The sequence below is a fragment of the Serratia sp. LSHTC3 genome (assembly GCF_057197125.1).
The window spans coordinates 323,179-347,634 of record NZ_JBXUNP010000002.1 but is presented as its reverse complement, the minus strand read 5'-3'; the positions used below and the strand labels follow the sequence as shown (position 1 = coordinate 347,634).

The window sequence follows — 24,456 nt, the reverse complement described above, 5'->3', positions numbered from 1 at the left end:
AAAACCTCAAAAATTAGCAACGACCGTAATGATCTTTAATACGGATAATGTCATCATCACCTAAATAAGAGCCTGACTGAATCTCAATCAGCTCCAAAGGAATATTTCCGGGATTTTCTAAACGGTGGACAACCCCAATTGGAATGAATGTCGACTGATTTTCGGTAAGTAAGAACGTTTTATCCCCCGTTGTTACTTTAGCCGTACCAGAAAGAACCACCCAGTGTTCCGTGCGGTGATGGTGCATTTGCAGAGAAAATGCTTCCCCGGGATTAACGGTGATACGATTGACATTAAAACGCTTTTCAGCAACCAAAATATCGCAAATACCCCATGGTCGATAAACCTCGCGGTGTCTTCGATATTCACTCCGCTTATGTTTTTTCAGATACTCAACAACTTTTTTAACGTCCTGAACTTTCGACTTATCAACCACGAGAACGGCATCTTTAGTGTTAACAATAACCAGATTATCTACGCCAACAGCCGCAACTAATTTTTCATCAGTATTGATATAGCAATCACGGGTATTATGCAGGAAAGTGTCGCCGGTCAATGCATTACCAGCCCCATCTTTCTGGCTGACTTCCCATAATGCAGACCATGAGCCGACATCACTCCAACCGGCATCCAGCGGGATCATGACCGCATCTTGTGTTTTTTCCATTACCGCATAATCGACCGACTCGTCTGGGCAACTCGCAAAGGCGTCGCGATTGACATTGATAAAGTTTTTGTCACATTCGGTATCATCCAGCGAGCGGCGACAGGCAGCCAGGATATCGGGACGGAATGCCTCCAGTTCCTCCAGGTAACGCTTGGCACGGAACATGAACATACCACTGTTCCAAAAATATTCACCGGAGTCGACATAGGCCTGAGCGGTTGCGAGATCAGGTTTCTCAACAAAACGTTTTACGTTAGCGGCCACCGCTTTATCATCGCAGCACTCTCCACGCTGGATGTAACCATAACCAGTTTCTGGACCTGTCGGCACAATACCAAACGTAACCAGGCTTTTTTCCGCTGCGTAAGGCAATGCTGCTTCGATCGCCTGGTGGAAAACATTAACATCCTTGATGATATGGTCTGCTGCCAATACCAGCATGATAGGATCGTTACCTGCTGCGGTAGCATTCAATGCAGCCAAAGCAATCGCTGGCGCAGTATTTCTGCCAATGGGCTCCAGGATAATGTTGTGTGACAACATATCAATTTGACGCAGCTGTTCAGCCACCATAAAACGGTGGTCTTCGTTGCAGATTACAACAGGCTCACCGATCTCCACGCCATCGAGTCGTTTCAACGTTTCCTGAAGCATTGAATTTACGCTGTGCAAGCGCAAAAACTGCTTAGGGTGGAGTTCTCGTGACATCGGCCATAAACGGCTACCAGTACCGCCTGCCATAATTACAGGTAATAACATTTTTTGTCCTTATGACGCTAAAAATATATAAAGCTTTAAATACAATATGTTAAGTTAGGTCACACCAATACATAACGTTCAATTATCGCGCTTACTGTTGCCTTATGCAGTGCTTAGATGAAGGCCAAACAGCAACGAAGGGCATTTCGCTGGCAGTGATAATACAGGAGATTACTCAACCTCACACGGTGACGAAGGCCTGCAAAAATCACGCTACCGCCCTTGGCTCAACAGCTACCAACCGACTGATCTTGCTTTTGAATTTTATCCATGGCCAAAACTCGCCACACTGTTGTACCTCGCATATGGCACGAAAAGCCATACTCGTGTCCCCCCCTGTCAGGTATAGGGGACGGATATAATAAATATTTTTGCTGCGTATGCTACCACCTTAGCCATCAAAACACCTGTAGATTATCCGCTTTTTCAGGCTTATCTGAGATGAACGCTCACTCAGCGCCCGAAAAGGGCTTAACCCGTGTAACAATCGCGATCGCATTGTTAAATACGTTATAATATTTAAAGAATGTGTATCCTGGTGGGATGCATGATTGCGATCGCAAACCGCAATCATGATCTAACAAAGAGAGGGAGCTTATCTGTAAGGTATTACTTTTGGTAACCTTGTGGATTAGTGCGCTGCCAATTCCAAGTATCGCGCATCATATCATCAATCCCTCGGCTGACTTTCCATCCCAGCTCCTGATAAGCCAGATCGGCATTGGCCCAGAAAGCAGGCAGGTCGCCATCGCGACGTGGCAAGATCTGATAAGGGATCGTTACGCCTGACGCTTTCTCAAACGCCTGAACCATCGCCAGCACCGAATGCCCTACGCCAGCCCCAAGGTTGTAGGCCTTAAATCCATTGATCTTTGGCAGATGATCCATCGCCTTCAGGTGGCCTTCGGCCAGATCCATGACATGGATGTAATCGCGTTCTCCCGTTCCATCGTTTGTCGGATAATCCCCACCGAAAATACCCAGCTTCTCCAGCTTGCCGATAGCCACTTGTGAGATGTACGGCAGCAGATTATTGGGAATGCCATTGGGATCTTCACCAATCAAACCGGACTCGTGAGCACCTACCGGATTAAAATAACGCAAGGCGATAATCGAGAACTGAGGCTCTGCTTTAGCGAAATCTTGCAGGATCTGCTCCACCATCAACTTTGATGTCCCATAAGGGCTGGTTGTCCCGCCGATCGGTGTCGTCTCTACATAAGGTACCGGCGAATTGGCACCATAGACAGTGGCAGAAGAGCTAAAGATAAAGTCGTGCACGCCGGCACGACGCATAGCATCCAACAACACCAGCGTGCCGGTAACGTTATTCTGATAATACTCCAGCGGCTTGCGCGTTGACTCCCCTACCGCCTTAAGACCGGCGAAATGGATCACGGCAGTGATCTCATGAGCGCCAAAGATGCGCTGCAGGCATTCGGCATCCTGAACGTCTCCCTGATGGAACTCTGCGGCTTTCCCCGACAGTTTCTCCACCCGCTGCAATGACTCCGCAGATGAGTTGGACAAATTATCCAACACCACGACGTCCTCGCCACGCTCCAGGAGCGATAGCACGGTGTGCGATCCGATGTAACCAGCACCACCGGTAACTAAAATTGCCATATCCCCCCCTTATACTTCGCAACATTCTTGATTCGACAAAAACGCCCTCATCGATACCGGGCGCATCATACAACCTTCTGGGCGTACCATGAAGAGAAAGCGGTAAAACCGCTCTCATCCTAGACTATTCAATGTATTAAGCGTTAAATTTGTGCACCGAGCAACGCCAAAATCTCGTCGGTCTTCGCTTGCATCAGCGCAACATCGGCGCGCGATTCGACATTAAGACGCACCACAGGTTCCGTATTGGAGGAACGCAGGTTGAAACGCCAGTTTGCGAACGACATGCTGATGCCATCGGTATAGTCTACCTCATCCGCTTGAGCCAAATAGTATTGCTTGACGCTTTCAATGGACACGGCCGGCTGTGCCAGTTTGATATTGATCTCACCGGAAGACGGGTAGGCGGCAATGCGATCCTGTACCAGTTGCCCCAAAGTTTGTCCTTTCACACTGACCAGTTCGGCAACCAACAGCCACGGGATCATGCCGCTGTCACAATAAGCAAAATCACGGAAATAGTGGTGGGCGCTCATCTCACCGCCATAAATGGCGTCTTCCGCACGCATGCGTTCCTTAATGAAAGCATGGCCGGTTTTCGACATCACGGGCACGCCACCCGCATCGGTGACTACATCGACGGTATTCCAACTCAGACGCGGATCGTGGATGATCTTCGCTCCCGGCTGTTTCTGCAGGAAGGCTTCCGCCAGCAAGCCGACGATGTAATAACCCTCAATGAAATCGCCTTTTTCATCGAACAGGAAGCAGCGATCGAAATCGCCGTCGAACGCGATCCCCATATCAGCGCCATGCTCACGCACCGCATCGGCGGTATCCGCGCGACATTCAGGCAGCAAAGGGTTGGGAATACCGTTAGGGAAAGCCCCGTCCGGCTGGTGATGCACCTTGATAAATTCCAACGGCACGCCCCGCGCCTTGAGTTGCGCCTCGATGGCATCAATCACATGCCCTGCCGCACCGTTGCCCGAGTTGAGCACCAGCTTCAACGGCTTGAAGTTTTTCACGTCGACGTAAGACAGTATGTGCTCTACATAAGCCCCCAATACGTCCTGGCGGACATAGCTACCGCGCGTTGCTGCCGGCGCCTGAAAGTGATTTTTCTCCGCCAGTTCTTGAATCGCTCGTAGCCCGGTATCGCCGCTGATTGGGCGAGAGCCTTCGCGCACTAACTTCATGCCGTTGTAATCGATAGGATTATGGCTGGCGGTCACTTCCACGCCACCATCGGCTTTTAAATAGGTTGTGGCGAAATAGATTTCTTCGGTACCGGTTAAACCGATGTCTATCACATCAGTGCCTGAATCCTGTAACCCTTTCGCCAGCGCCAGTTTCAGGCTTTCACTGGTCAACCGCACATCGCAGCCCAACACGATCCGTTTGGGCTTCAAAAACTCGCCATAGGCACGTCCAATACGATACGCGATGTCCTCATTCAGCTCTTCACCCAGCTTTCCCCGGATGTCATAAGCTTTAAAACACGTCAATTTTTGCATTACCAAACCCTGTTAAATTCTGCCATAGCGATCTTGCAAACGCTCAATATCATCTTCTTCCAGATAGCGCCCCGACCTGACCTCGATCATTTCCAAATCGATTTTTCCCGGGTTTTCTAGCGTATGGACACTGCCCGCAGGAATGAAGGTAGACTGATTTTCCGACAAGAAGAACTCTTGATCATCAACGTTAACTCTTGCTGTCCCACTCACAACGATCCAATGTTCGGCACGGTGGAGATGGCGTTGCACCGACAATCCCTCCCCTGGCCGCACAATGATTTTCTTCACCTGGAAGTGCGTGCCGCTGTCGATGTCGCAAATCTTGCCCCAGGGCCGGTAGGCGGTGGAATGTTGGCGAAAGTGATGAAGATTGCGCTTTTTAAGCTCATCAACCACTTTCTTTACATCCTGTACTTTATCCTTGTGAGCGATCAGCAAGGCGTCAGTGGTGTTGACCACGATAAGATTTTCCAACCCAATGGTTGCCACCAACGCAGACTCCGACGAAATGTAATTGTCACTGGAGTCGATCGAAATAACGTCACCCACGTTGACATTGCCCAACGGATCTTTTTCGGAAACGTTCCACAGTGAAGACCAGGAGCCGACGTCGCTCCAGCCGGCATCAATGGGAATCACTACGGCATCACGCGTTTTTTCCATCACCGCATAGTCGATGGAATCACTTGGACAGTGTTTGAAGATGTCTTGCTCAACCCGGATAAAATTCATGTCGCGTTGGCTCTTACCCACAGACTGCTGGGTTGTGCTAAAGATGTCGGGACTGAACTGCCGCAATTCCTGTAAGAACTTGGCGGTCTTAAACATGAACATACCGCTGTTCCAGCTATAATCTCCGCTGGCGAGGTATTCGATCGCTTTCTCCAAACGTGGTTTTTCCACGAATGAATCAACCTTGAAACAATCATTGGACAGGTGACTGCCGCGTTTGATGTAGCCGTACCCGGTTTCCGGATGTTCCGGAATAATGCCAAACGTGACCAGATGGTTATTGCCTGCAAACGAGATAGCCGTCTGGATCGCCGCGTGAAAATTATCGACCTTCGTGATCAGATGATCTGCAGCCAGCACCAAGAGCATGCTGTCTTCGTCTTCTTCCGCTGCCAGATGAGCGGCTAACGCCACTGCCGGCGCGGTATTGCGCCCTACGGGCTCTAAAATGATATTGGTCGCTAATTGTCCGATTTCACGCAATTGCTCGGCAACCAAAAAACGATGTTCCTCATTGCAAATGACCAAAGGAGCGGCAATTTCAATACCGCCCAGCCCCGACAAGCGCTGTAACGTCTGTTGCAGCAGGCTCATCCCACTGTCATCAATAGAAAGAAACTGTTTAGGGAACGATTCTCGCGACATCGGCCACAGACGGCTCCCAGTACCGCCGGCCATAACCACAGGGATTAGTTTGGACATTATCTACCCTTTACTCAGTCATCGTTCTTATAAGGACGACGCCACTCATCAGCAGCATCATTCTAAAATTCGTACGATCGTCGACCAATCGCTACATTTTGCTAAAGTATAAATTCCCCTAACCTACCGCCCTTTGCCAGGAATTATGTTCAGAAATAAACCAGGCGAGTAAAAACACAGGAGGAACAACCTGCCGATAACATAACGTATTAACAAAAAAAGAGCAGCATAGCGCTGCTCTTTCAGATTAATGCTCATAGTGAATATGTTGCTAGCGACTGCGGGCAAAATACTGCGCGACCCGCATAACATCTTTTTCATCCAACGTACCGGAGTCGCTCAGCAAGGTGATCCATGATTTGATGTAGGCGTACTTGGCGGAAGCCAGATCGCGCTGGGCGCTATAGAGCTGCTGTTCGGCGTTGAGCACATCGACGTTGACACGTTGCCCGGCCAGCACGCTCTGCCGAGTCGCCGTCACCTGTGTAGTAGCCGATTGCACCGCCAACTCATAGGCCGCCACCTTGGCGCGGCTGCTGATGCACAAATTGTATTGCTTGCGCAGATCGTTGAGCGTGGTGCCCGTCTGTGCATCCATTTCATACATCGCCTGGCCATAGCGCGCCGCCGCCTGCCGGGTCGACGCCGAAACGCCGCCGCCGGAATAAATAGGCATGCTGACCTGCACGCCGATGCTGTCGGTACGGTATTTCTGGTTAACCGTATTATCGCTGCTGGAATCGTTTTCCGAATGCGAAGCATACAGCTGAACCTGCGGCATAAAGCCCGCACGATTCCTTTCGACATCATACTTGGCGGCATCCACGCCATGACGCGACGCGGCCAGCACCGGGTTGTTCTCCAGCGCGATCTTCTGCCAATCTTCGAACTTGGACGGGATCAGCGGTGCCACCTTGAACTTGCCCGGCCGCAAAACCTGCAATTCATCCAGTTGGTTCAGCGGCATGCCGATAATCACTTCCAGCTCGCGCTGTGCAGCGTCCAGCGCGTCGCGCGCTTCAATTACCTGCGCTTCGGCCAGGCTGTAGCGCGCCTGGGTTTCCGATACGTCGGTAATGGTGCCTTCACCCGCGCTCATCAGGCGATCGTTCAAGGTCAGCTGTTCCTTGTAAGCCGCCTTTTGCGCTTCGGCCAACGCGATTTGATCCTTGGAATAGGCGACTTCAACATAGGCGTTAATCACCCTAACAGCGAGATCCAGCAACTTGCCGCGATAGCGCTCGTCCGACATCATCGTCTGTGCCACGCCGGCTTTGTAGCGGGCGTACGCTTCATAGTCGAATAGCGGCTGCGTCAGCGTGATCGAACTGGAATGGCTGCGATACTGTTGTCGCTTGGTTGCCTCTCCAAGGCTATTTCCAAAAATGTCACTCGCCGGGTACTTCTGCGTTTGCCAGTTGCGCGGCGAATTCTGGTAGTTCAGCGATACCTTCGGCAGCAGCCCCGCCCTGCCGATGTTTTCGTTCTCATCTCCCGCTTCTTTCTCTTTTATAGCCGCCCGGTAGGTCGGGTCCTTTTCTAATGCCAGCGAATATGCGTCTAAAATCCCTATCGAATAAACCGGCGCAGATATCGCAAACAAAAGGGTGCCGATAACCAGACCGGCAGCCTGTCGTTTTGATTGAATCAAAATTATTCCTCGGTTAATGAAGTATGAGCGCGATCCAAAATAGGTTTAAACAGATAACTCAGCAGCGAGCGTGAGCCCGTTTTCACGAACACCTCGACCGGCATCCCCGGCTTGATGTCCTCGCCACTGAGCATCTTCATGCCCTCCGGCGAGACCGTGACCTGCATCTGGTAGTAAGGTTCTCCATTGGCTTTGTCGACCAGGCGGTCGGCGGAAACCAGCGTGACCGTCCCCGGAATTTTCGGGGTTTTGTTTTGGTTGAAGGCGGTAAACATCAGATCCACCGGCAACCCGTTGTACACCTTGTCGATCAAATCGACTTTCAGGCGAGAATCCACCACCAGCGTCGCCTGGCTGGGTACAACGTCCATCAGGTGGTCACCCGCTCCCACGACGCCCCCCTGAGTGAAAATATTCAATCCAACCACGGTGCCATCCACCGGTGAGGTGATGGCGGTGTTGCCCAGATCGAAGTCGGCCATTTGCAGCTTGTTGCGGAACTCGCTGGCGTCCATTTGGGTTTGCGCCAGTTGCGTCCTGACCTCGCGCTGATAGTCGGCGAAGCGCTGATCGATACGCTGCTGAGATTCCTGCAGCTGCTTTTGCAATTGACCAATCCGCCCGATGGTTTCATCGATGCTGCTGTTCACCTCAGCGAACTGGCGCTGGACTTCCAGATAACGGTTGCGCGGCAAATAACCGTCCGCCGCCAGTTGCTTCATGCTGTTCATCTGCTCACGCAGGCTGGAAAGTTGGATCTGCTTGTTGGCGCGCGAATCCTGCAGGCCTTTCAACTGGAAGCGGATCCCATCCATCGACTGCTTATAACCGTCAATTTCACTTTGCAGCCCCTGGCGGCGAGAGGCGAACAGCTGCGTTTGCAACGCAATGATTTCGGCCACGCGCGGCTGATCCTTAACCTGGGTGAAAACAGGGGAAAAAGTGACCTTGCTCAGACCATCGCGTTCAGCCAGTAAACGCCCTTCGGTGGCCAGCGTGGTGTAGTACTGATCGCGCAGCGAATCAACCTGAGCCTGTGCCTGCACCTGGCTCAATTGCACCAGAACCTCCCCAGCTTTCACCTTGTCGCCGTCTTTCACCGCGATATTCTTGATGATGCCGCTGGCCGGGGCCTGCACCGTTTTGCGGTTGCCGGAAACGGTTACCGATCCCGGTGATGCCACCCCTTTATCCAGAGGCGCGAACGCTGCCCAGAGCAAAAATCCGAACAGACCAATTCCCACTACCAGCCAGCCCATCCGGGTAAACCGCCGTTCATCCTGCGGGATCTCTTCAATATACGAGTCTTGCGGCTCGCCAATATGCGTCGACATACCAACTCCTTTAAACTGCAGACGGCAATAAAGCCATCAGGCAATTCACGGCTTAATTAATTTGCGTTTTTGGGATATTGCCTTCATCCGGCTCAGAATTTACCGCCCTCACCGCTTGCTGGGGCTGTTGCGTCTGCGCTTTTTGCGCATTGGCCAACGCCTGAAGCACTTGTTGAGTCGGGCCGAACGCGTTGACGTTGCCATTCACCAACAGCAACAACTTGCTGGTCATCGACAGCAAATTGGTGCGATGGGTAATCAGAACCACCGTTTTATTACGTTGCTTGAGGAACATAATGGCCTGGTTCAACGCTTTCTCGCCCGCATCATCCAGATTGGAGTTAGGCTCATCCAATACCACCAGCGAAGGGTCGCCGTACAAGGCGCGCGCCAGGCCGATACGCTGTTTCTGTCCACCGGACAACCCAGCGCCACCGTTGCCGAGCACCGAATCGTAGCCGTTAGGGAAACGCAGGATCAGTTCGTGCACACCGGCCAGTTTAGCGGCTTCAATGACTTTCTCTGAGTCGATATCGTTAAAGCGAGCGATATTCTCGGCGATAGTCCCGGCAAACAGCTCAATGTCCTGCGGCAGATAGCCGATATACGGCCCCAATTCATCCTTGTTCCACTGATAGATGTCGGCATTATCCAACCGAACAATCCCTTCACTGACCGGCCAAATGCCGACCAGCAAACGCGCCAGCGTCGATTTCCCCGACGCACTCGGGCCAATGATCCCCAGCACGTCACCGGGCTGGATGGCAAAACTCACGTTATGCAATACCGCATCGCCTTTGGAGCCCGGCGGCGTGGCGGTGACGCCTTCTACTGCGAGTACCCCTTCCGGACGCGGCAAGGACATACCGGTACCACGTTGCGGGTGCGTTTCCAGCAGCTTGACCAACCGGCCATAAGAAAGCTTCGCCGCGCTGTAGCTCTTCCAGACGTTAATAACCTGCTCAATCGGCGCCAGCGTTCGCCCCATCAGAATGGAGCCGGCGATCATCATACCGGGCGTAATGTGCCCATCGATCGCCAGCCAGCCCCCGAGCCCCAGCACCAGCGATTGCAGCGACATGCGCACAAACTTGGTGATCGATGTGACCCGCGATGCGCGTTCGCTGGCGATGCGCTGACTGTTCAAAAACCGCTGGTGCAGACCGAACCACCGGCGTTTCAGGTTAGGCAACATCCCCAAAGCCTCGATCACTTCGGCATTTCGCAGATTGGTGCTGGCCAGCGTACCGGACATAATCGACAGCTTGCTGGCCTCCGCCAGCGGCTTTTTCGACACCATTTCGTTGATCACCGCCAATGCGATCAGCAACAGCGCACCGACCAGGGCGAAAAGCCCCAACCAAGGGTTAAAGAGGAATATCACCAACAGATAGATCGGAAACCACGGCGCATCAAAGAAGGCGAACAGCGCGCTGCCGGTAAGGAATTGGCGCAGATTGGTCAAGTCGCTCAGCATCTGGCCGGCGTCAGACGAACCGTTTTTCAGATTCGCCTCGTAGGCCGCAGTGTAGACTCGCGTGTTGAGACGCATATCCAGCTGACTGCCGATACGGATCACCACCATGCTGCGCACGTATTCCAACAGCGACATCATGCCGAACATGCCCAGCATGATCAGCGTCAGCATTAACAGCGTGATTTCATTACGAGAAGGAAGCACCCGGTCATAAACCTGGAGCATATAGATAGAAGGAACTAGCATTAATAAATTAATAAATGCGGTAAATATGCCAACGGTCCAAAAAACCTTACTGCGAGTCCGTATAACATCCGCAATTTCATTGCGCGGTATAAATTGATTCACTTTCTGCCCTTACATCATGTGCACTGTCAGTCAAAATCCGCATTGGACTCTTATAAGGAAAATCCTAAAAAGGAAAAAAGTAAAATAAATCCTAAAGAACCCCCACCCCAGACATGCTCGAGACTGCAGATACTTTTTCTAACTATAGGTAGAGAAAGCGGATATCAGCAAGGCCGTAAGCAAAAAAAATCGCCTCACGAACCACAGAAAAAAACAAATGAAAACAGTAGGGTAAATAGTAGACAGGGCAAAGCGAGTTTAGTACGAAAGGGAATAAATCAGAGATAATGACGTGGTTCACAAAATTCAAAGAATACGGGGTGTTCACACACCCCGTATTCTTTATTGACTAACAGTTTCAATGGGAATTATTTCCCACTGGAACCCCTACTTACGCGTAGTGCAAAGTATCCACCAATTGCTGGTGATTCTGCCCGGTCAGGTATACCACGGTATCGTTGAGATCCAGCGCATGGTTATCGTTGTTGTCGATAATCACATAAGAGCTGGCAGTATTACCGCCACCGCTGAATACTACGGATGCCACACCCACTTTCGACGTCAACGAGTTGCTGCTGTCCAGACCGAGAATGCCGCCCAGCAGGCCGATAACGCCGTTGGTCAAACCGCCCACCAGAGTCCCCAACAGCGCATCCAATGTGTCTGCGGAACGTGTGCCGTAGTCCGCAACCGCCGTGCCGCTGGCGTCATTGGAGATAGTCAGGCCGCCATGGTTAACATCGACAATCTTGTCTTTGAGGCTGCTAAAGTCCTTGATGGTCACACCCGCCTGCGTGTTACTCGCCTTGATGTCATAGGTGTTGGCACCTGCGCCACCGGTCAGCGTGGTGTTGCCAATCACGCCCAGGGTATCGGCAGCACTGGAACCTTCCACGGTCATTTGGTAACCGTTCAGGCCCAACGCCGTCAACACTGGCGCCAACAGGTTGGTGGTAATGACGCTCAGCGGCAGAATGTTCAGCAACTGAACGATGATACCGTCACCGGTACCGCCATGGCTGGAGTCGAGATTCAGACCAGCGGTATTGGTGGACGCATTGATATCACGCACGTTGCTGAAACCGCTGCCCAGGGTCAGATCCAGCGCGTGATCACCGGTCACGTTGATGGTCTGAACCTGCGCATTGGTGCCAGCCAATGACAGAATGTTATCAAAGCTGCCAGTACCGCCTGAGGCCACGTTCACCGTGCTCAGCGCGGTACCCAACAGGGCGCTGCTGCTGCTGTTCAGGGTGATGGCACCGGCATTCACATTGGCGGAACTCACCGCATCGAAATTGATATTGAAGTGATCGGTAGCGTTCTGCACGAAGGTGAAGTTCAGCGTACTGGCGGAGGTCGCGTCCCCTTTCACTTCCAGCTGCGCGGCGTTGCCGCCGGCGGCGTTGATGACGTTGACGTTAGCCAAACCGGAGATCACAAATCCTTGCGTGCCCAGATTGGTGGCAGCTGCGTTCTGCGTAACCGTGCCGCCCGTGGTGCCTTCAACCGTGGATGTACCGTTGGTCAGGCCAAAGTCAAAGGTGTGGGTCGGTGTTGTGACGCTGGTGGTGGTCGGTGAACCGATCAGCGGAGTCGTAATCAGCGTACCAACAGACTTGCCGATATAGCCGGTCAGGTCGATCTTCTCGAAATTCGAGAAGTTATTGGCGTTGCTGGTCACAGTACTGGTGCGAACGCCCAAGGCGTTTTGGTTGGTCACCACGGTTTTGGTGATGAAGTTGGCGGAAATGGAGTCCGTCCCCGTGCCGCCGTCAGCCTTGACGGTGTTGGCGACAGTGTTAGCTCCGCCGGAAACGCCGTTCCCTGCCCAGTGCAGGCTATCATTGCCGGCACCAAGGTTAAACTGCGCCGTGCCGGCCGCAATGTTTGCCGTCGATGTGACGACTACGTCATCCGCACCCGAACTGGCATTCAGGATGACGTTGCCGTTATTGACGGTAATATCTACGCCTGGATTAACCCCATTGTCAGACAGGTTGACCGTTGCTGCGCTGGTGCCGTTGATAGTCAGATTCGCCAGATGGTCGGCGAACTTCAGGTTCACGGTGCTGGCGGCATTGGCGTTCAGTTGGACATCCGTTAAAACTGCCGTTTCGGCATTACTAATTTGGTGGGACGCGCCGGTGTTGACGGTGCCGGTTGCGTTACCGCCGGCGGCTGTAGTCGTCAGGCTAGCCGCGGTTTTGTACAACAGGCTGGTACCGATATCAAACTCAAATGCGTGCTGCTGAGTGACAGTAACCGCGTCAGTAGCCGTTGAAGTCCGCAGGTCATTAATGATGGCCTGGGTAATAACCGATTTATCAGTCCCCAAAGCACTGTAAAGCGCCAGCTGAGCAGCCGTAGCTGCAGTACCGTGAACAGCGGTGTAAACATGTTGGATAAAGTTATCACCAGTCAGCTGTGCACCTTTACGTTGGAACTCATCAGACGTCAGTAGATTACTTATAAACCCTTTGTATGTCGTCGTGCTTAATGAAAGGTATTTACTCCAATTATCCAACGCACCGGCATCAATACCGCGCTCAGGAACTGCCAAATATACTGCTGCAGCCTGTTCCTGAGCTGCAAGACCACCGATTTGACCTTGCGCATAGATAACCGTCGCATCATTAAAATGCTGCTGCGCAACAGAATCTGTAGGAGCGACCGACCCACGAAGCGCAGTGATGATTTCCGCAACAATTTGACCTCGAGAACTTCCACCAGTCAGTTCCCCTAAATAGTGCGAAAGCTCGGTCGACGATGGTGCACGCTCATAACTAGCTGCGAAGACGCGAACCAAGAAGTCATTGTTATTCAAAGACGTCAAATAGGAGCGATCAGCTACGAATTTATCAGCAACCTGAACAAGCGTTTTGGTCCCTGAGTTGATAAGTGAACCGAATAAATTAACATTGCTCGATTGAGATATCAGACCCAATACATGATATATGGCCTGAACATCCGATGCACCCGGACCAGCAGCCGCTGCCGGACTGGTTGCTGGATATAAAATTTTATTAATTTGTGAATCGAAGTTAAGCTGCGATGTCGTTGTTGCGGAGTCAAATCCATGATAATTAATGATATTTAAAACCACTGTAGAAATCGAGTCGGCAAGCGTAGAAGATGCCAGCAAAGCCTGAAGTGTTGCAACTGGAGCCGCACTTCCATACGCTTTAGTGTACACCGCCTGCAGAATATCTAAATCCGTTTTGCCCGCATATAACGCCACACCAGCAGAGGAGGTCAGCAAACTTGTTACATAACTGCCAGCTGAAAGGCTGCCTGTTTCTAACTGTGCGCCAACACTATCATAAGTTGAACTTGACGCACTTTGCCCCAGAACGGCATACATAACTGCAGCCGCCTCTTTTTGAAACGCCAGAGAAGCCATAAAAACCTCCTTCGAGGTAGATTTTTGATTAAGCAAAACCTGTCCCTTTATTAATCAAGAAGATGAGGGAAACAGGAAGTTATAAGAACCTCATAACTACTAATACTCTAACTAACTTAAAGATTGCTTTACCCCCTAACCGTACAGAACCATAGCGACACATACTAAAGAAAGGCCATAAACAGACCCTTGTCAAGGAGTAGGATTTTTTTTATTTAAATATAAAAAAATCACATCAGGTTGAATTTTAATGGATTTTAAAAATTAAAATTAAAAACCACCCAAAATCACCAAGTCAGGCCACTTACACAAGAAAATCAAAGGGAAGGTCAGAACCAAATTAAAATCACATAAAAAACAAATATATAATTAAATACAAAAGCAAATAAAATAGGACTTCCTTTAAACATCATACAATTAAGCCATAACATACCCACTCTGGAGCCAAGGTTATCATTGAGCCTCGAGTAAGAAACCTGAACGGATATCACTTGCACAGTTGATTTTAGTTTAAATACGTAACATGGTGTTGGCTCTCACAAAACCCGAAACTATTGTTAAGTGCATTAAGCAAGTAAGTAAACATACCGGTTTAGTTTTACGAACTTTTTGTAATTTACGGACTTTTCACCATCAGCCAGTACCTTTCCTATGCCGGGTTACTCAGGGATTAATGAGGCTGCTCAGTGTTTTATTTCGTAAACCAGCGCGTTGTGATTAGCGTGCTTCACTCAGAGTCATGAACAAGTATCGCTATTCGCGGCTACTTGCCTCGTTTTCGGACCATTCAGGAGAATTTCTATTGCCAGTACTTCACGGTTAAAACTATCCATCACGTCGAAAGTCCGGAATCGTCTGCCGCGGTCAGCACATCATGCATAAAATCGATGGGACAGGTCTGGTTCGATGATGAAAGGTCGCGTGCAGTACGGAATTACGCACCGGTAGATGTTGTTTACCAATGAGGCAAAAATAGAGCTTAAGCAGATGGCAGATGGCAGATGGCAGATGGCAGATGGCAGATGGGAGATGGGAGATGGGAGATGGGAGATGGGAGATGGTAGATGGTAGATGGTAGATGGTAGATGGTAGATGGTAGATGGTAGATATGATGAACGCTTCCATGGTTCCAGGGACGCCTCGGCATGCTAATCACCTGAAAAATTTTAAAATCCACGCTTTATCACTTATTTCAACGTTTTTAACAAATAATACATTTTCAGTATGAGGTTCTCGAAGCTCAGGTTCGAAAACATCTGTTTCAACTGACGGTTTTCGCCCTAGATATCTTTCATATTTTTGATATCAAAGGATTCGATACCGACGAACTTAGCTTTCAGCTTGTAATAACTGAGTGCAGAAATACCGGGTCTGATAGAATAAAAAACGGCGATGCTCTTGTGTTCGACGTATCGGAGGGGTAAGCATGGTGAACTCCTCAAGGGACATAATCAGCATGTCGGAAGACATCTAAATATGCATGGTACGGTTTACCAAGATATATATGTGTGCATCCCTAAATATGCTCATACAAAAAATCAACCAGGAAACTCCAATAGATCATGGAATAAAAAGAGTAATTACTATGAAATAAAGATAGAAATGCAAGTAGAAGGAATGCAGAAAAATACAGACACCAAAGGAGAAGTAAAGCGAAAGTAAAATGGGCTAAGTGTCTTCAGTTCATAAAAACAAGAACTCACCACGACTAATACCCCCTATTGATCACAACATTGAAAATGACTTTTTCTACATTCAAGTGAGCATCACCAATATTTCTTACTGTAATGGTAACAACACCATCTTCATCTAAAGAAGCATTCAGCGAGGCTTGCATCAGAGGTAGTGAACACCCTAACGAATTGATCGCCCACCCAGACTTAGCACCTAAAGCGACACTTTTGATGATTGCTTTTTCACTAGGAGCCAAATTGATTTTTTGAGGAGTACTGCGACAACTTATGTTGGCAAACTTCTCAATACTCCAAATACCCGGTGAACCACTTTCAATGCATACCCATTCAGAGGGCATACCTGGTTCAGGACAGCGCTGTATGGCTCTATCACCGGCTTTAAACTCACCATATTTGGGAACACCAAATAAACACACTTTATTTCCAAACGAAGAAAAATCCGTATCAACCATATGTGCTGCTGTCATCATACCAGTGAAAACATTCGTAGCGGGTGATTGAATATGATTATTTTTAATCAATACTGCTCCTGAAGGTGCCGATGCCAGATGGAAAACAGAGAATGACGAGCTTAGCTCTACTTGATTTCCAATAAAAACCAGATTGGAAATATCTAAAAGCCGAATATGCCCCATCCCTTTATTTTCAATGATATTACCTATAAAATTTATGGAGCCTCCGAGCTTAAAATCAGCAATGTTTTCACCTGCTGTTTTTTTTAAACTGCTTCCAAAAAAGTTAGCATTAATGATGCTATCCATAGCGTTAAGTAAAGTACGGCTATCGCTAATACGATTAGCTGATATTGTCGCATTAGTAGAAGAAATAGCTGGATAATCTCCACTCTCTTGCAACCCACACCTTTCTAAAATATTATCAGATATAATGGTATTCTGAACATCGATACCATTTGCACTAAAGAATGCCACCCCGGCTTGGCCCGTATTTTTCACCGTGTTACCAGAGACAATCGTTTTTTTAATTGGGTATTGCTGTGGGTTATTGTGAAGGGCATTATCGACGATAATGCCAAATCGAACTACCGTATCAATATCATTTGCAACTACTTTCAGATTTTGAATATTAGTAAAAGCAATACCATAAGAGGTATTACTAATAGAGTTACCGCTCACTAAAAGATTGCTAAAAGTAGTACTGGATCCAGTTTTCTCATCGTTAAGAGTAATACCTCCCCCCAGAGTTCCTTTTAAACCAAAGGCATCTGTAGCGGAAAATATCCTATTACAAATGATTTTCCCATCATATGATGGGGACCCACTTGTTTTCAGAAGGATACCGTCACCATTATGCTCATATATGTCATTGTTAAAAACAAGCCATGAGAAGCAGGCACGAATAGCAATTCCCTCTTCGCCTAACTTATGAACAAGACAATTCTCCACTCTAAAATGAGATGAATCTGATATTGATATTGCATCTGTACGGTAGCTTATGTTTAAACCGCTAAGTTCAAAATTTGAACACCCTCTAATTTCAATGCCATTGCATGTTTTCCCCCACAAATCGGTGGTTTTTGATGAAGATATTGTGATGTCCTTTAAAATAAAGTTCTGTTTATTCTCAACCTTAAAAACAGCCTGATCACTTTCCTCATTATCTAAAAATACTGTCCCTCCTCCGATAATATGACAATTGGATGGCAACTCGAAGTTACCTTTACTTACTCTATAATACCCTCCCAATGTAATTTCAACGATATTATTCGATGAGAGAACTCTAGCTTGCTGTAGCATTTTATCAAAACTATCATAGCTATCTCGCTGTATCTGCATATTAACTTCTGTCAGCGATTGATTGGTGCTATCCAAACTCCTCCCATTAAAAAACATTTCGGGGCTTAACTTTATCGTTTTAGCCCCATCATTCTTAAATGAGCCAGGGCGCAGCTTATCAAAACCTACAGAGTTAGAAGTGGCCTCACCACTGCTTTCAGCACTTGAAGATATACCAGCTACAGAAGCACCAGCCGCCGCAAGCAGCATGCTTTTTACAAGTTCTCGCCTCTCCATCCTCCCCCCTTATCATCCAACACTCAAAAGTTAATAAGCTCCATCCCGTTTCAAAACAACTGAAATAGTTTTAAACAAGATAGCGATATCGTTCCATAGAGCCCAATTTTTTACATACCAAGCATCAAAATAAACACGAGTATCATAATCAATATCATTGCGCCCACTGACTTGCCATAATCCCGTCATGCCAGGCTTAGCCATAAGATAATAGTCAACATCACCTGCATATCGTTCAAGCTCAGCCTCTACAACAGGTCTTGGGCCAACCAAGCTCATTTCACCTACTAAGACATTCCAGAGTTGTGGTAATTCATCAAGGCTAGTTTTACGTATAAACGCACCAATTTTAGTAATTCGAGGATCATTTTTGAGTTTAAAATCCTTGTTCCACTCCTCGCGAGCCGCTGGATCTCTTTCAAGTAACTCACTGAGGACCTCTTGTGAGTTAGTTACCATTGAACGAAATTTTAAGCACTTAAACTTCTTTCCATTATATCCAATGCGCTCATGTCCATAGATTGCCTTCCCACCGTCTCGCGATACTTTGTAAGCCAAAAAAATCAATATAGGCATTAAGGCAACGATAATAGAAAGAGATCCTACTATATCAAACACCCTCTTTAACAACCTTGATGAACGCTTAGCAAGATTATTACTGACACGCAAGATCATCACTTCATGGCTAAAGATGAATGACATATCAGTCCCATATAATGGAACACCTCGTAGTGTTGGAATGACAGAAACTGAACGGCAATTATGTTTCACCAAATTCTTTAACCACCAATCCCGTAATGCATGCTGCTCAAATTCAAGCGCAATAATGAATTGAGTGCTCTCAACATCAGAACACTTCCATAGCTCTCGCTCATCCCTAATAATAGGAATGTTAAATTTGTTTTCAGCACAAGAGTCATCTGAGCATACAAAGGCTGCAACCTCGAACCCGAGAACCTCTTCACTTTGTAGTGCAGCGTAAGCTTCAAATGCGTTTTTTCCAGTACCGATTATTATTGTGTGCTTCTTCCAGAGGTTGAACTTGTTAAGCATTCTTTTTGTTAATGATCTGCCTAAAGGAACAAGAAAAATAATCAACGCCCAAGATATAATCCATACATAACGTGAGAAATTCCATTTTGAGAAAGCAACTAGCGCCAAATCTAAAATAGCAAAAATAATGAGTGTTCTGACGATTTCTTTTAGCTCAAACCAAAATGGTTTTCTATATGTATAATGACGGAGTCTAGTCCAAAACCAAATAACACACAAAACAGAAAGAATAAATTGAGCTGCAGCCCTAACAGCAAATTCATCTTTCGGAATGAACTCCTCTATGCCACCAAAAACATTATAAATAATAAGATAGGAAAGATATACTGAAACATTAAATAAAAAAATATCAGACAATGCCAAAGATAACTTAGTAATATAATTTGCCATAGACCCTTTTTCCATACTCATGAGATTCGCCCAAGGAATATTATTTTATGAAATAGCGAAGAGTTATAATTTTCTTTCATGAAGTTGACATCCATAACATTTTAAAAGTGTCAGCACACAAAAAAAGTAATTAGCATAGAGTTGACTTATACTTTTACTCACACAGAAAAATAAATAAATCATATCCAATAGAACATTTATCGCTGCGTCTCAGCAGCCAAAGAGTTGTAAATAGATAGCGTATCTCTACACATTTTCACTGAGGTATAGTTTTTAAGAAAAACCTTTCTAGCATTCTCTCCCATTTTAGCCCACTGATCTTTAGATGTATTCCTAAGATAATTAGCCAAATCTTTTGAGTTTTCAGCCTCGAATAGAATTCCAGTATGGCCATCTTCAATCATTTCAGGAAATGAACTACAATTGCTCGCTAACACAGGCAGGCCATAGCTCATTGCTTCTAACGCTACCATAGCGAAGCCCTCCCAGCGACTAGGCATTACTAATACATCTGCATTAATAAGATACGGTGCTAACTCATCACTGCTGAGCCATCCCGTATATGATGTTTGCATCATTTCTCTTGGATTATCCTTGCCATGAACAGCACTACCGATGGCAGTCAAAAAAATTGCTTCCCCCTTAACTCTGGTCATGGCGTCAAGCAAAATATCGAACCCCTTCTGATAATCAAACCTTCCAACGAAAATAGCATTAATCACATCAGGCTCAAAGGGATTAGCAGTTGGTCCAGATGGTAGTTTATCCGGAACACCATTATGAACAACTTTCAGTTTTCTTTCTGATAAGCCGTATTCAATTGCGCAGCTTTTCTCATACTGGCTCACACAAATAATGACATCTGTGATAGGCGAAAGAGCACGCTCAAGTGCTGCATACAGTTTTAATTTTTTTGCCCCACCCTTCATCATAAATGAAAAAGCATGAGGGCAATAAATTACTTTGGGTCGGTAAAATGGCCACAATAAATAAAGCGCAACCCTCCCCATAAAACCAGAGAATGTACTATGAAGATGTACCAAGTCCGGTTTAAACGAAATAATAGTTTTAGTGAATGTAAGGAAGAAAATAAAAAATGAATAAATATCTCTGCCAGAGCGAGAGAAAACGATGATATTTTCTTTACCTACACCCAATTCAGACACTTGCTCAGAAGGAACAATGCATCTAACATCAATAGATTCGTCGTTAATCTGCCCTGCCACAAGTTGGCGCATTACAGTGGCAACGCCACCTTTTATTGTTTCCGCTGCATGTAATACTTTCATTTAGATGACAACCCGTCATTTTGAAAATCATCAACTATTTTACTAATCTTCTCCGCCGAGGAATGCCAAGAAAAACGTTTCACGTTATCATTACCTTTTCGCGAGAGCTCAGCCCTCAATTTATTGTCAGTGATTATTTTTATCATGGCATCAGAAATCGCTTCCGTATTATTCGGATCGAAATATATCACGCTATCCTGCAAAACTTCAGGCATAGATGCAGCATTTGATGATATAACTGGACAACCACAAGATTGAGCCTCTAACGGTGGAATTCCAAACCCTTCATAATATGATGGAAAAACAAAAGCCACCGCATTTTGATAAAGCTGTATAAGGGTTTTATCGTCGACCCTCCCCATAAATTCCACTTTATCAGTATTGGATATCAGTTTTGAGAAATCCTGTTGAGAAAAGCTCACCGCCGTTTTCCCAATTATTTTGAGTGATATTTCATACTTCTCTGATACAGATTCAAATGCCGATAGCATACCATGGAAATTTTTATGGTAATTAGGAGAGGAGACAGCAAGCAAGTAATCACCCCTCGTTATATCTTTCTCTTCTGTCTTTGAAAATGAGTTATTTACCGCATTATAAATAACTGAGATATTCTCCGTAGGGTAGCCAAAGAAATCATGAATTTCCCTCTTAGAAAACTCACTGACAGTAAGCAAATGTCGACTATTCTTCAACATTATCGGAACAAGAAGACCATATACAAATCTAAATTTCTTAGAAAAACTATCAGGGTAGCGTTTGTATGTCACATCATGATGAGTGACAATTTGATTCTTATAAAAAGCGGGGGCGGTACTGCACAAATTCAATAATAAGGGCCCACCTTTTTTCCTTAGAGCTCGAGGGAGATCGATTTGCTCCCAGTAATGACCTTTTTTTCCTTGTACAACCTCAATATTAAACTCACTAAATAATGACTTATTCAAAACGCCTTCTGGCGCTAGAACCACCACATCATCTCTTACTTTATTCAACTGGCGAGTTATTTCCTCAGCAAAACGCTGCACACCAGTCATTTCTTGAGTCAAGAACCTACCATTTATGTAAAGCATAAAAACCCCATTTGTAATAATGGCTAAACTTTAACTGTGGCATTATTGTTTTTTTCTCTTTCTCGCAACAAGTAGAACAACAATAATAACTTGGAGACAGTAACTATTGCTATTGGTGTCGGTTGAAGCATAATGCTGCCACTACACATAAACCACATTATATTAAAGCATATAGCGTTATAAAGAATATTAACAGGTAAGGAGATATTAATCTTAGCCATATATATGACAGCAAAGATAGCAAAGAAAATAGTTATGAAGAAACCTATCAAGCCCGCATTTTTGATTTGATTCAAGAACGGAGTTTGTATGCTTTTACGGTAGTTAGCAGTTCCATTCTCAACGTCGATTTGCTTTATCTCCCCCTGATCATCAGTATCTGATGGCGAATAGTATTGCCCACCAAAGCCAATTCCCAATGCAATAGCAGGAAATTTACTACCTGTATACTCCCAGTAGTCACCAAATTGTGTTGAACGCGTATTCATTGCCTTACTATTTGAAAGCATCAATACTGTAGACATTACTGCAACTAGGCCTACTGTTAGTAGCGACATTTTCACCACCGCTATTCGACCTCGAATTGCGTTGATGAAGAATTCATAAATAATATAGAGAAATGCCAAGGAGAAAACAAATTTGTACATATTGTAAAACATAAAAATGCCAATAAGCAGGGTCGATATGTAAATCACTTTGTTTTTTAATGGCCTGGTGAATAAAAGTGAAGTTATAAGCAATGCGTAGATAACAAAATATGCTGTGGCCTTATCTTGATCAATAATTGTTATTTTTACACCATACCGTTCCCATACATAGTCATGAAAAATTATGCTGGAAATAAAACCGGACATTAAATTAAGCACATCAATGACACAAAAGATTTTGAACAATTTATAAAAATCAAAACCTTTCAAATTTTCACATGATTTTTGAAATAAAAATATTGAAACCAGAAAATATATGACCCCTCTACAATAAATTAGTTGATCGTTTACCTCACCTTGCCCTCCATTTTTAATATAGGCAACAAATCCCATGCTGGAAATTATAGCCAACAGAACGCCCTGGAGAGTTATATATTTTGATATTACCGCCGAGTTTTTTACAATCTGATAACTAAACAAGCTTTTTGTCATTATTTTTTTCATAAAAACGAAAGCAAAAAGCAGCAAGAATATAATATCAATCGGAGCTAATGGCCCGATAACTTTGAAATGATAAATCCCCGTTCGTGGTATCGCTATGTTGAAGTCATGTATCGGTTTCACCATAATATTATATGATGAGTAAGAGCATATTATATAAATAGAAAATAAAATTATTGTATATATATTGAAGCCATTTTTTTTGGCAACAATGAGAAAATATATAAGCGCAATAGCTAGGAATAAAAAGAAAACTATTGAATCTTGTAATATAAGAAAGTCCATCTAGCACCCCAATATATTTCAAAAATTGGTAGCGATAAGTTTCATCACTAATTAACAGAACCATTTCTTATGGTGTGAAGATAAACTGAAAGATACTCTAAGGTTATTTTATCCTGACTGAACATCGTAAGTTGCTCGTTCGTAACTTCATTCACAGCACACCCTGCAATCACATCCTTTCCTTTATCAATAAAGTAAATGTTTGGGAGAAGCATAGCCAATTCAGAAATACCACCAACCGCATTTGTCAACACTATTTTGTTAGCAAATACACATTCAACTACCACCCTTCCAAACGGCTCTCGCCATTTTACTGGTAAAAAGGCCACATCAACCTGAGAGAAAAACTCATCAATAGATATAAAACCCATTAATTTAATATTACTTTTCTCTGCCAATCTTTTTAGTTCATCCCCTTCTTTGCCACTCGGAAAGCGACCAGCTGCATAGTAAACAGCATCGGGGTTGTTACTCGCAAACTCGCAGTAGTCATCAAACCCTTTATCTCTTGTCAATCGACCGATGAATCCAAAACGAGTCTTATTCCCTTTGTCCGATTGATAGTCAGGTCTATTCACCGCGTTATAGATATAAAAAGCGCTATCTCTTTTGAAGAAACCATTGTTGATGTGAAACGTTTTAATAAAATCACTTATGCCAACATAGGTATCAACTCTGTGGCTGGCTGAACGTTTAAAAAAGGACCACAACTTAACAGATAGTGCATTGACATTTATATTTTTATTTCTGGAATATAATGTAGAACTTGGATGAAAAAGATAATAATCTCGAGAAGTATGGATAAGTTTAATATCTCTTTTTTTGATCTCTTTCCAAATTGAAACTGAAAAACCACAAATATTATTAGTGTGAACTATATCGGGTTTAAAACTGTCAAGCTCCTCAGAAAATAATCTTGCCATTTTGAAATTATAATTATCGATAATATGCCAAGCGATTTTTTCCCACTTCTTCCTTTTCTCACCATCGTTGGAAAATGGCCAATAAATATTTTTAAGTGGCAAGTAATGAACATTCACACCATTTATAGTCGCCTTCTCTTTATTCGCCTTATCATGCAAAGTCACTACAAGTACTGAATGTCCATTTTTCACCAACTCCTCGGCTAATAGTTGTACAGAAACCTCGGCTCCACCGACTTTAAATGGTGCATATATTGTATTGACTATTAGTATTTTCATTATTTTTTGACCAAAAATAAAGTGTACTTGTAAATTTTCATTTGGGAAGAGTTTACGTTTTATAAAGCATTAT

General features: G+C 45.7%; 15 protein-coding genes and 1 pseudogene. 1 reads left to right on the top strand and 15 read right to left on the bottom strand.

Annotated features, from left to right (window positions below):
• Nucleotides 1-13: 13 nt before the first annotated feature.
• From AC2CGI_RS08870 to AC2CGI_RS08830, 9 genes and pseudogenes are all read right to left on the bottom strand, one after another.
• Nucleotides 14-1,426 carry a mannose-1-phosphate guanylyltransferase/mannose-6-phosphate isomerase gene (locus tag AC2CGI_RS08870; protein WP_015377242.1) on the bottom strand — a complete coding sequence of 471 codons (1,413 nt, stop codon included), beginning with the start codon at nucleotides 1,424-1,426 and terminating at the stop codon, nucleotides 14-16.
• Between the two features lie 609 nt (nucleotides 1,427-2,035).
• On the bottom strand, nucleotides 2,036-3,052 hold the full coding sequence (galE, locus tag AC2CGI_RS08865; RefSeq protein WP_015377241.1) for a UDP-glucose 4-epimerase GalE: 1,017 nt from the start codon (nucleotides 3,050-3,052) through the stop codon (nucleotides 2,036-2,038).
• 143 nt (nucleotides 3,053-3,195) lie between these two features.
• Entirely contained in the window at nucleotides 3,196-4,569 is a 1,374-nt protein-coding gene (cpsG, locus tag AC2CGI_RS08860) for a phosphomannomutase CpsG (RefSeq protein WP_015377240.1), read from the bottom strand.
• Nucleotides 4,570-4,581: 12 nt separating this feature from the next.
• The gene (locus tag AC2CGI_RS08855; protein ID WP_015377239.1) at nucleotides 4,582-6,006 is read right to left on the bottom strand and encodes a mannose-1-phosphate guanylyltransferase/mannose-6-phosphate isomerase; all 1,425 of its coding nucleotides are present in this window, start codon (nucleotides 6,004-6,006) and stop codon (nucleotides 4,582-4,584) included.
• Nucleotides 6,007-6,277: 271 nt separating this feature from the next.
• Entirely contained in the window at nucleotides 6,278-7,657 is a 1,380-nt protein-coding gene (locus AC2CGI_RS08850) for a TolC family outer membrane protein (protein ID WP_015377238.1), read from the bottom strand.
• A gap of 2 nt (nucleotides 7,658-7,659) precedes the next feature.
• The gene (locus tag AC2CGI_RS08845; protein WP_076740417.1) at nucleotides 7,660-8,991 is read right to left on the bottom strand and encodes an HlyD family type I secretion periplasmic adaptor subunit; all 1,332 of its coding nucleotides are present in this window, start codon (nucleotides 8,989-8,991) and stop codon (nucleotides 7,660-7,662) included.
• Nucleotides 8,992-9,043: 52 nt separating this feature from the next.
• A complete protein-coding gene (locus AC2CGI_RS08840; RefSeq protein WP_031299834.1) occupies nucleotides 9,044-10,816 on the bottom strand; it encodes a type I secretion system permease/ATPase in 1,773 nt (590 codons plus the stop codon).
• Nucleotides 10,817-11,207: 391 nt separating this feature from the next.
• Nucleotides 11,208-14,219: a beta strand repeat-containing protein gene (locus tag AC2CGI_RS08835; RefSeq protein WP_076740418.1), complete on the bottom strand. Its 3,012-nt coding sequence runs from the start codon at nucleotides 14,217-14,219 to the stop codon at nucleotides 11,208-11,210.
• Between the two features lie 764 nt (nucleotides 14,220-14,983).
• Nucleotides 14,984-15,108: pseudogene (locus tag AC2CGI_RS08830) on the bottom strand (IS3 family transposase); the annotation flags it as partial.
• A 105-nt stretch (nucleotides 15,109-15,213) separates the two neighbouring features.
• Here AC2CGI_RS08830 and AC2CGI_RS08825 point away from each other — a divergent pair.
• The gene (locus AC2CGI_RS08825) at nucleotides 15,214-15,297 is read left to right on the top strand and encodes a hypothetical protein (RefSeq protein WP_484593951.1); all 84 of its coding nucleotides are present in this window, start codon (nucleotides 15,214-15,216) and stop codon (nucleotides 15,295-15,297) included.
• Nucleotides 15,298-15,927: 630 nt separating this feature from the next.
• Here AC2CGI_RS08825 and AC2CGI_RS08820 read toward each other — a convergent pair.
• The 6 genes from AC2CGI_RS08820 to AC2CGI_RS08795 form a co-directional block, all read right to left on the bottom strand.
• The gene (locus AC2CGI_RS08820) at nucleotides 15,928-17,943 is read right to left on the bottom strand and encodes a right-handed parallel beta-helix repeat-containing protein (protein ID WP_015377233.1); all 2,016 of its coding nucleotides are present in this window, start codon (nucleotides 17,941-17,943) and stop codon (nucleotides 15,928-15,930) included.
• Between the two features lie 30 nt (nucleotides 17,944-17,973).
• Nucleotides 17,974-19,407 (bottom strand): undecaprenyl-phosphate galactose phosphotransferase WbaP, encoded by a 1,434-nt coding sequence (gene wbaP, locus AC2CGI_RS08815; RefSeq protein ID WP_049810889.1) that lies wholly within the window; start codon nucleotides 19,405-19,407, stop codon nucleotides 17,974-17,976.
• Between the two features lie 176 nt (nucleotides 19,408-19,583).
• Complete coding sequence (locus AC2CGI_RS08810) at nucleotides 19,584-20,675, bottom strand: glycosyltransferase (RefSeq protein WP_015377231.1); 1,092 nt, start codon at nucleotides 20,673-20,675, stop codon at nucleotides 19,584-19,586.
• Entirely contained in the window at nucleotides 20,672-21,748 is a 1,077-nt protein-coding gene (locus tag AC2CGI_RS08805; protein WP_015377230.1) for a glycosyltransferase family 4 protein, read from the bottom strand. The genes AC2CGI_RS08810 and AC2CGI_RS08805 overlap by 4 nt, the downstream gene beginning before the upstream one ends.
• A gap of 23 nt (nucleotides 21,749-21,771) precedes the next feature.
• Nucleotides 21,772-22,887 (bottom strand): hypothetical protein, encoded by a 1,116-nt coding sequence (locus tag AC2CGI_RS08800; RefSeq protein WP_126181207.1) that lies wholly within the window; start codon nucleotides 22,885-22,887, stop codon nucleotides 21,772-21,774.
• A gap of 341 nt (nucleotides 22,888-23,228) precedes the next feature.
• Nucleotides 23,229-24,383, bottom strand: coding sequence for a glycosyltransferase family 4 protein (locus tag AC2CGI_RS08795; protein ID WP_031299829.1), 1,155 nt, complete (start codon nucleotides 24,381-24,383; stop codon nucleotides 23,229-23,231).
• Nucleotides 24,384-24,456: the final 73 nt, after the last annotated feature.

Excerpts from the sequence above, each read along its gene's own strand:
- AC2CGI_RS08870 (WP_015377242.1), bottom strand. The coding sequence starts at position 1,426 with ATGTTATTACCTGTAATTATGGCAGGCGGTACTGGTAGCCGTTTATGG.
- galE (WP_015377241.1), bottom strand. The coding sequence starts at position 3,052 with ATGGCAATTTTAGTTACCGGTGGTGCTGGTTACATCGGATCGCACACC.
- cpsG (WP_015377240.1), bottom strand. The coding sequence starts at position 4,569 with ATGCAAAAATTGACGTGTTTTAAAGCTTATGACATCCGGGGAAAGCTG.
- AC2CGI_RS08855 (WP_015377239.1), bottom strand. The coding sequence starts at position 6,006 with ATGTCCAAACTAATCCCTGTGGTTATGGCCGGCGGTACTGGGAGCCGT.
- AC2CGI_RS08845 (WP_076740417.1), bottom strand. The coding sequence starts at position 8,991 with ATGTCGACGCATATTGGCGAGCCGCAAGACTCGTATATTGAAGAGATC.
- AC2CGI_RS08835 (WP_076740418.1), bottom strand. The coding sequence starts at position 14,219 with ATGGCTTCTCTGGCGTTTCAAAAAGAGGCGGCTGCAGTTATGTATGCC.
- AC2CGI_RS08825 (WP_484593951.1), top strand. The coding sequence starts at position 15,214 with ATGGCAGATGGCAGATGGCAGATGGCAGATGGGAGATGGGAGATGGGA.
- AC2CGI_RS08820 (WP_015377233.1), bottom strand. The coding sequence starts at position 17,943 with ATGGAGAGGCGAGAACTTGTAAAAAGCATGCTGCTTGCGGCGGCTGGT.
- wbaP (WP_049810889.1), bottom strand. The coding sequence starts at position 19,407 with ATGAGTATGGAAAAAGGGTCTATGGCAAATTATATTACTAAGTTATCT.
- AC2CGI_RS08810 (WP_015377231.1), bottom strand. The coding sequence starts at position 20,675 with ATGAAAGTATTACATGCAGCGGAAACAATAAAAGGTGGCGTTGCCACT.
- AC2CGI_RS08805 (WP_015377230.1), bottom strand. The coding sequence starts at position 21,748 with ATGCTTTACATAAATGGTAGGTTCTTGACTCAAGAAATGACTGGTGTG.
- AC2CGI_RS08800 (WP_126181207.1), bottom strand. The coding sequence starts at position 22,887 with ATGACAAAAAGCTTGTTTAGTTATCAGATTGTAAAAAACTCGGCGGTA.
- AC2CGI_RS08795 (WP_031299829.1), bottom strand. The coding sequence starts at position 24,383 with ATGAAAATACTAATAGTCAATACAATATATGCACCATTTAAAGTCGGT.